Consider the following 6,452-nt stretch of genomic DNA (forward strand, 5'->3'; position numbering starts at 1 on the left):
ATCACGCGGTCGCGTCGTAGTCGTAAATCCAGTCATAGCGGCGCGACAATCGCGATCCGATCACCGACAGGGCCGCTTGTGCCGCCAGACGCATGGGACCACGCAGATGGAAATTGCGCGCGTTCGCTTTCGCGGCGGCAACCACCCGTCGGGCGCGCGGACGGCGCAATGCTTCGTAAGCGGTTAGCGCTTGCGCCACACCGGATTGACCCTCGAAGGCACGGATCAGGCCCCATGCATCTTCCAGCGCCAGGCAGGCCCCCTGCGCCATGAATGGCAGCGTTGGATGGGCGGCATCGCCCAGAAGGGCCAGCCGACCATTCTGCCAGCATTCCGCCACCGGGCGCAGGAACAGAGCCCAAAGATGGACCTCCTCCACCTGAGACAACAAATCGCCAACCGGTCCTCCGAAATCAGCAAACCGGCTGCGCAGGTCGTCCGGATCACCCTGACGACGCCAGCCTTCCTCGCGCCAGTCCGAACGCTCTTCTATGGCAACGATATTCATCAGGCTCTGATCGCGCAAAGGATAGCTGACCACGTGACGGCCCGGTCCCATCGTCAATGAGGCGCGCGCAGCCTCGGCCCGCTCGGACCAGGGGACGGTCGCGCGCCATGCGACCTGATGGGTGAACTCCGGCGTTTCCTGCCCGTTCAGAAGCGGGCGGATCAGGCTGCGGCCCCCATCGGCGGCAATCGTACATTCGGCGCGCAGCCTCTCACCAGAGGCCAGAATGACCTCGGCCTCGCCCGGGTGCTTGCACACCTCGACAACGCGCGCATCCAACCGGATGTCGACCCCCGCCCGTTCTGCCGCGTTGTGCAGGAGATCCAACAAATCGGCGCGGTGATAATAATAGGTCGGCCCCGCCGCTGGCCCGGCAACGCGGCTGATGACGCGCCCTTTGCGATAATCCCTCAGGACAGTTCCGGCTGAACGCAATCCGGCCTCGGGTTGATCACCGACCACGCCCAGAGCCCGCAAAACCACCATGCCATTGGCACTGATCTGCAACCCTGCCCCGACCTCGGTCAGTGCCGGAGCCTGTTCCAGCACCGTCACCCGCGCCCCGCGCTGCTGCAGCGCCAGTGCTGCGGCCAGACCGCCGATCCCGCCGCCAATGACACAGAATTTCAGACCGTTGAGATTCATGCCCCCGCCATAACGAAAAAACGCCGGAGTGGAAGACCCCGGCGTTTATTATGTCTTTGGAACTCCAGCGATCAATCGTCGCGGTGAACCTTTTCGCGGCGCTCGTGACGCTCTTGCGCTTCCAGCGTCATGGTCGCGATCGGACGCGCATCCAGACGTTTCAGCGAAATCGGGTCACCGGTCTTTTCGCAATACCCGTATTCTCCTTCATCGATCCGACGCAGGGCCGAGTCGATCTTGGCGACCAGCTTGCGCTGACGATCCCGTGTGCGCAGTTCCAGCGCACGGTCGGTTTCCTCGCTTGCGCGGTCGGCGACATCGGGAATGTTTCGGGTGTTGTCCTGCAGCCCTTCGATGGTGTCGCGGCTGCCTGCGAGTAATTCTGTTTTCCAATCCAGCAGCTTGCGGCGAAAATACTCAAGCTGTCGATCATTCATAAAAGGTTCATCTTCAGCCGGGCGGTAATCCTCCGGCAGAAAAACTTCCTGTTTCATTGTTGCTCCCTCGGTATGGCCTGAAACGTCGGTAGCGGTAGTTTCACCTGACATTTGGCACCCCCTTCTGCGCAGCGTTTATCCGACAGGCGCGGGATTGTCACTACACAAACGTAGGACCGGCACGCCCTGCAGCGCGATTGTCTAAATGTGAGACTTGTAACAAGAAATCTGTGTTTTTTGGTGAAAATACGCGGTCATTTTTGCGGCAAGGTGCAACCAAAGGCAAAGCAAGATCACAACGAATCGCGCAAAAGGGTTGGAGACATTGCAAATTTCCACCCGACCGACGCTGCGGCCCGGCTTGTCAAAAACTCTGCCGCTCTGTAACCCGGGCTGCATATCGCTTCACTACATGAGGGTCTCATGACCGCACGTTTCCAAGGCACCGCCGAATATGTCGCCACCGACGATCTGACCATTGCCGTGAACGCTGCGGTGACGCTGGAACGCCCGCTGCTGGTCAAGGGTGAGCCCGGCACCGGCAAGACCGAGTTGGCCAAGCAGGTGGCCGGTGCGCTGGGGCTGACGATGATCGAGTGGAACGTGAAATCCACCACCCGCGCGCAACAGGGTCTGTATGAATATGATGCCGTCAGCCGCCTGCGCGACAGCCAGTTGGGCGAGGAACGCGTGCATGACGTGTCGAACTATATCCGCAAGGGCAAGCTGTGGCAGGCGTTCGAGGCGGATGAGAAGGTCGTGCTGCTGATCGACGAGATCGACAAGGCCGATATCGAGTTTCCCAACGATCTGCTGCAGGAACTCGACAAGATGGAGTTCCATGTCTACGAAACCGGCGAGACGATCCGGGCCAAGCACCGCCCCATCGTGATCATCACCTCGAACAACGAAAAAGAACTGCCCGACGCCTTTCTGCGCCGCTGTTTCTTCCACTATATCCGCTTTCCGGACGAAGCCACGATGCGCCGCATCGTCGAGGTGCATCATCCCGGTATCAAGGATGCGCTGCTGACCACCGCGCTGACCCAGTTCTATGAAATCCGTGAAACGCAGGGGTTGAAGAAAAAGCCCTCGACTTCGGAAGTGCTGGACTGGCTCAAGCTGCTGCTGGCCGAGGATCTGACGGCAGAGGACCTCAAGCGTGATGGTGCCAACGCCCTGCCCAAGCTGCATGGCGCGCTGTTGAAGAACGAACAGGACGTGCATTTGTTTGAACGCCTTGCCTTCATGGCGCGCGGCAAGCGCTGAGGACTTGAACATCCGGTGATCGCGGCTTGCCTTCCGCGGGGCCGGATGTCAGCATTGCAGCAACCGAAGCCCGACCACCAAACGGGCCCCGCAGAGCAGGAAACCCGAACATGTCGACCGCCCTTACCATCCGCCCTTTGCGCCCTGACGACCGGGCGGCATGGGCCGAGATGTGGCACGACTATCTGGCGTTTTATGAATCCGAGGTTTCGGACGAGGTGTATGACACCACCTTCGCCCGCCTCTTAGGCGATGATCCGCAAGACTTTTCCTGCTTTGTGGCCGAGCGGGATGGGGAATTGATCGGGCTGACCCATTACCTGTTTCACCGCCATGCCTGGAAGGTCGAACGGGTCTGCTATCTGCAGGACCTTTATGCCCGCCCCGCGGCACGCGGCACAGGCGTCGGACGCGCACTAATTCAAGCCGTTTATGACGAGGCCGACCGGCAACAAGCCCCGAACGTTTATTGGCTGACGCAGGAGTTCAATCACACCGCACGCCAGCTTTATGACCGCATCGGCAAGTTAACGCCGTTTCTGAAGTATCAGCGCCCATGATGCGTCTGGGTACAGCCCTGTTGCTGGCGACGTTGTCGGCCTGCACCTCGGTCGAACGGATCGAGCTGCCGACGCGCATCAAAGTGATCGAAGAGTCGCTGCCTCCTACCAAAAATTTTGGTACCACCCGCGCCAGCACCCCTGCCCGATCCAACACCAACATCGCGGCAGATTTCCTGTCGCTGCATTTCGCGCTGGAAAGCGGCGCGGAACTGCCGGTGTTCACCCGGTTCGAAGGTCCGATCACGGTGAAGCTGACCGGGACAGCCCCTCCTTCGATGCAGACCGATCTCAGCCGCCTGCTGACCCGGTTGCAGCGCGAGGCACGGATCGACATCCGCCAGATTCCCGACGGTCAGGCGAATATCACCATCGAGGCCGTCAGCCAGAAACAGATTCAGCGCATCCTGCCGCAAGCAGCCTGTTTCGTGGTGCCCAATGCCTCGAGCCTTGAGGAATATCGCCGCGACCGCCGCAAGAGCAAAAGCAACTGGACCGAACTGCGCAGCCGCGAACGGATCGGCATTTTCATCCCCTATGATGCCAGCCCGCAGGAAGTACGCGATTGTCTGCACGAAGAACTGGCGCAGGCGCTGGGGCCGCTCAATGACCTCTACCACCTGCCGGATTCCGTCTTCAACGATGACAATTTTCACACCATCCTGACCGGTTTCGACATGCTGATCCTGCGTACCGCCTATGCGCACGAACTGCATAGCGGCATGACCCGTGACCAGGTGGCTGCGGTGCTGCCCGACGTGCTCAGCCATCTGAACCCGCGCGGCGACCGGATCGCCCCGCAACCGGTGGCCGAGACGCCGCGTGCCTGGATCAACGCGGTGCAAAAGGCGCTGGGATCAGGGTCAAGCCCGGCCAAACGGGTCAGGGCCGCGGAAGAGGCCGCCCGGATCGGCAAACAGCAGGGCTGGACCGATCACCGCCGCGCCTATCCGCACTATCTGCTGGGGCGCATGGGGCAGTTCGACGATCCCGATGCGGCGCAAGTGCAATACGCAACGGCCCTGAGATATCTCGAAGCCACGCCGGGCACCGAGGTTCAGCGCGCCCACGTCACCGCGCAAACCGCCGCCTTTGCGCTGGCACAAGGTCAGGGCGCGGATGCGTTACCCGATCTGGACAACGCCATCGAGGTCATGACTCAGGCCGAAAACGCGGCCCTGCTGGCCACCCTGCTGCTGCTGAAATCCGAGGCGCTGCGGCAATCCGGACAAACCGAACAGGCCCGCACGGTCAGGCTGGACAGTATCGGATGGGCGCGCTACGGCTTCGGCTCGGAATTGGTGGTACGCTCAGTGACCGAGGATTTTGCACAGGCGACCGCCGCGAACACAGGTGGATAACGGCAGATGGTAGTGGTTCTGGGCATGGCAATTCTGGGCGCGATTCTGGGTGCCTTGGCAGCACGCAAGCGCAACGGCAGCGGCATGGATATGGCCCAATACGCTGCCGGTTATGGCATCGCCTTTGCATTGGTGGGCCTGATCATCTCGCTGGTTCTGGTTCGTATGGTCTGACCCTATGTTCCTGCCCTTCTTCGAAAACCTCCGTAAAGCAGGCATTCCCGTATCATTGCGCGAATACCTGACCTTTCTGGAGGGCATGAAGAAAGGGTTGGCAACCTACGATGTCGAGGCGTTCTACTATCTCGCCCGTGTGTCGATGGTGAAAGACGAGCGCAACATCGACAAGTTCGACCGCGCCTTCGCGGCCAGTTTCGAGGGGCTGAACGAGATCAGCTTCGACCAGGTGCTGGAGGCGGTGGACATCCCCGCCGAATGGCTGGCGAAGATGGCCGAAAAGCACCTGAGCGCCGAAGAAAAGGCCGAGATCGAGGCACTTGGCGGTTTCGACAAGTTGATGGAAACGCTGCGCGAGCGCCTGAAAGACCAGCAAGGCCGCCATCAGGGTGGCAACAAGTGGATCGGCACCGCCGGAACCTCGCCCTTCGGGGCTTATGGCTATAACCCCGAAGGGGTGCGCATCGGTCAGAAGGAAAGCCGCCATCAGCGCGCGGTCAAAGTCTGGGACAAGCGCGAATTTCGCAATTTCGACGACACGGTAGAACTGGGCACCCGCAACATCAAGGTCGCCCTGAAGCGCCTGCGCCGCTGGGCACGCGAAGGCGCCGCCGAGGAGCTGGATCTGGACGGCACCATCCGCGCCACGGCCGAGCATGGCTATCTGGACGTCCAGACCCGTCCCGAGCGTCACAATGCGGTCAAAGTGCTGTTGTTCCTGGACGTGGGCGGCTCGATGGACCCGCATATCAAGGTGGTCGAAGAGCTGTTTTCAGCCGCCCGGACCGAATTCAAACATCTGGAATACTACTATTTCCACAATTGCCTTTACGAAGGCGTTTGGCGCGACAATCGCCGCCGCTGGGACCAGCAGACCCCGACTCACGAAGTGCTGCGCACCTACGGGTCGGACTACAAGTGCATCTTTGTCGGCGACGCTTCGATGAGCCCCTACGAGATCGCCTATCCCGGCGGCGCCAATGAGCATTGGAACCCCGAGGCCGGGCAGGTCTGGCTGCAGCGCGCGCGCGAGCAATGGGCCTCGAACCTGTGGATCAATCCGGTGCCCGAGAAATACTGGGAATACACCCATTCGATCGGCATGATTCAGGAGATTTTCGAGGACCGCATGGTGCCGATGACACTGGCCGGGCTGGAACAGGGCATGCGGGAACTGACGCGGTAGGCAGAGTGTTCGCTTGAAGCCCAAACCAGGTCTAAATGTGTTGCCCGCAAATGGCGGGAGTGAGCCCACTTTGACCGATGCTGCTCGATGCCCCAATTGTAGCAACTCTCCAAAAGCTGACATGGCGTATCTGCTGAGCATTCGGCTTCAAGGGCATTGAGAACGGCTATTGTCGTATCTCGAAAGCCTTGAGCTGAAGGAGAGACAGCCATGAAAATCTATGTTGGCTTAGACGTGTCCCTGACCAATTGCGCAGTGTGTGTTCTGCAAGAGGATGGCACGCGCGTTTTTGAGGGTGAGTGCTCGACT

7 protein-coding genes are annotated in these 6,452 nt (G+C 60.5%); 5 read left to right on the forward strand and 2 right to left on the reverse strand.

Going from position 1 to position 6,452, the window contains the following annotated elements; translation table 11 throughout:
* Position 1 precedes the first annotated feature (1 nt).
* Entirely contained in the window at positions 2 to 1,153 is a 1,152-nt protein-coding gene (locus ACR0K9_RS13315) for an FAD-dependent oxidoreductase (protein WP_480823850.1), read from the reverse strand.
* A gap of 71 nt (positions 1,154 to 1,224) precedes the next feature.
* Positions 1,225 to 1,647 (reverse strand): RNA polymerase-binding protein DksA, encoded by a 423-nt coding sequence (gene dksA, locus ACR0K9_RS13320; RefSeq protein ID WP_170354457.1) that lies wholly within the window; start codon positions 1,645 to 1,647, stop codon positions 1,225 to 1,227.
* Positions 1,648 to 2,013: 366 nt separating this feature from the next.
* Here dksA and ACR0K9_RS13325 point away from each other — a divergent pair, with 366 nt between their 5' ends.
* The 5 genes from ACR0K9_RS13325 (at position 2,014) to ACR0K9_RS13345 (ending at position 6,143) form a co-directional block, all read left to right on the forward strand.
* Positions 2,014 to 2,859, forward strand: coding sequence for an AAA family ATPase (locus tag ACR0K9_RS13325; RefSeq protein ID WP_480531926.1), 846 nt, complete (start codon positions 2,014 to 2,016; stop codon positions 2,857 to 2,859).
* Between the two features lie 110 nt (positions 2,860 to 2,969).
* Positions 2,970 to 3,419: an N-acetyltransferase family protein gene (locus ACR0K9_RS13330; protein WP_480531924.1), complete on the forward strand. Its 450-nt coding sequence runs from the start codon at positions 2,970 to 2,972 to the stop codon at positions 3,417 to 3,419.
* Positions 3,416 to 4,780, forward strand: a complete 1,365-nt coding sequence (locus tag ACR0K9_RS13335) for a DUF2927 domain-containing protein (RefSeq protein ID WP_480823852.1) — start codon at positions 3,416 to 3,418, stop codon at positions 4,778 to 4,780. Before ACR0K9_RS13330 ends, ACR0K9_RS13335 begins: the two co-directional genes overlap by 4 nt.
* A gap of 6 nt (positions 4,781 to 4,786) precedes the next feature.
* Positions 4,787 to 4,954, forward strand: coding sequence for a hypothetical protein (locus ACR0K9_RS13340; protein WP_480531920.1), 168 nt, complete (start codon positions 4,787 to 4,789; stop codon positions 4,952 to 4,954).
* Positions 4,955 to 4,958: 4 nt separating this feature from the next.
* Complete coding sequence (locus ACR0K9_RS13345) at positions 4,959 to 6,143, forward strand: vWA domain-containing protein (RefSeq protein ID WP_480823854.1); 1,185 nt, start codon at positions 4,959 to 4,961, stop codon at positions 6,141 to 6,143.
* Positions 6,144 to 6,452: the final 309 nt, after the last annotated feature.

Source organism: Ruegeria sp. L12 (genome assembly GCF_056531745.1).

Bases quoted from the DNA above. Each gene is read 5' to 3' on its own strand.
- dksA (WP_170354457.1), bottom strand. From the start codon at position 1,647: ATGAAACAGGAAGTTTTTCTGCCGGAGGATTACCGCCCGGCTGAAGAT.
- ACR0K9_RS13330 (WP_480531924.1), top strand. From the start codon at position 2,970: ATGTCGACCGCCCTTACCATCCGCCCTTTGCGCCCTGACGACCGGGCG.
- ACR0K9_RS13325 (WP_480531926.1), top strand. From the start codon at position 2,014: ATGACCGCACGTTTCCAAGGCACCGCCGAATATGTCGCCACCGACGAT.
- ACR0K9_RS13345 (WP_480823854.1), top strand. From the start codon at position 4,959: ATGTTCCTGCCCTTCTTCGAAAACCTCCGTAAAGCAGGCATTCCCGTA.
- ACR0K9_RS13315 (WP_480823850.1), bottom strand. From the start codon at position 1,153: ATGAATCTCAACGGTCTGAAATTCTGTGTCATTGGCGGCGGGATCGGC.
- ACR0K9_RS13340 (WP_480531920.1), top strand. From the start codon at position 4,787: ATGGTAGTGGTTCTGGGCATGGCAATTCTGGGCGCGATTCTGGGTGCC.
- ACR0K9_RS13335 (WP_480823852.1), top strand. From the start codon at position 3,416: ATGATGCGTCTGGGTACAGCCCTGTTGCTGGCGACGTTGTCGGCCTGC.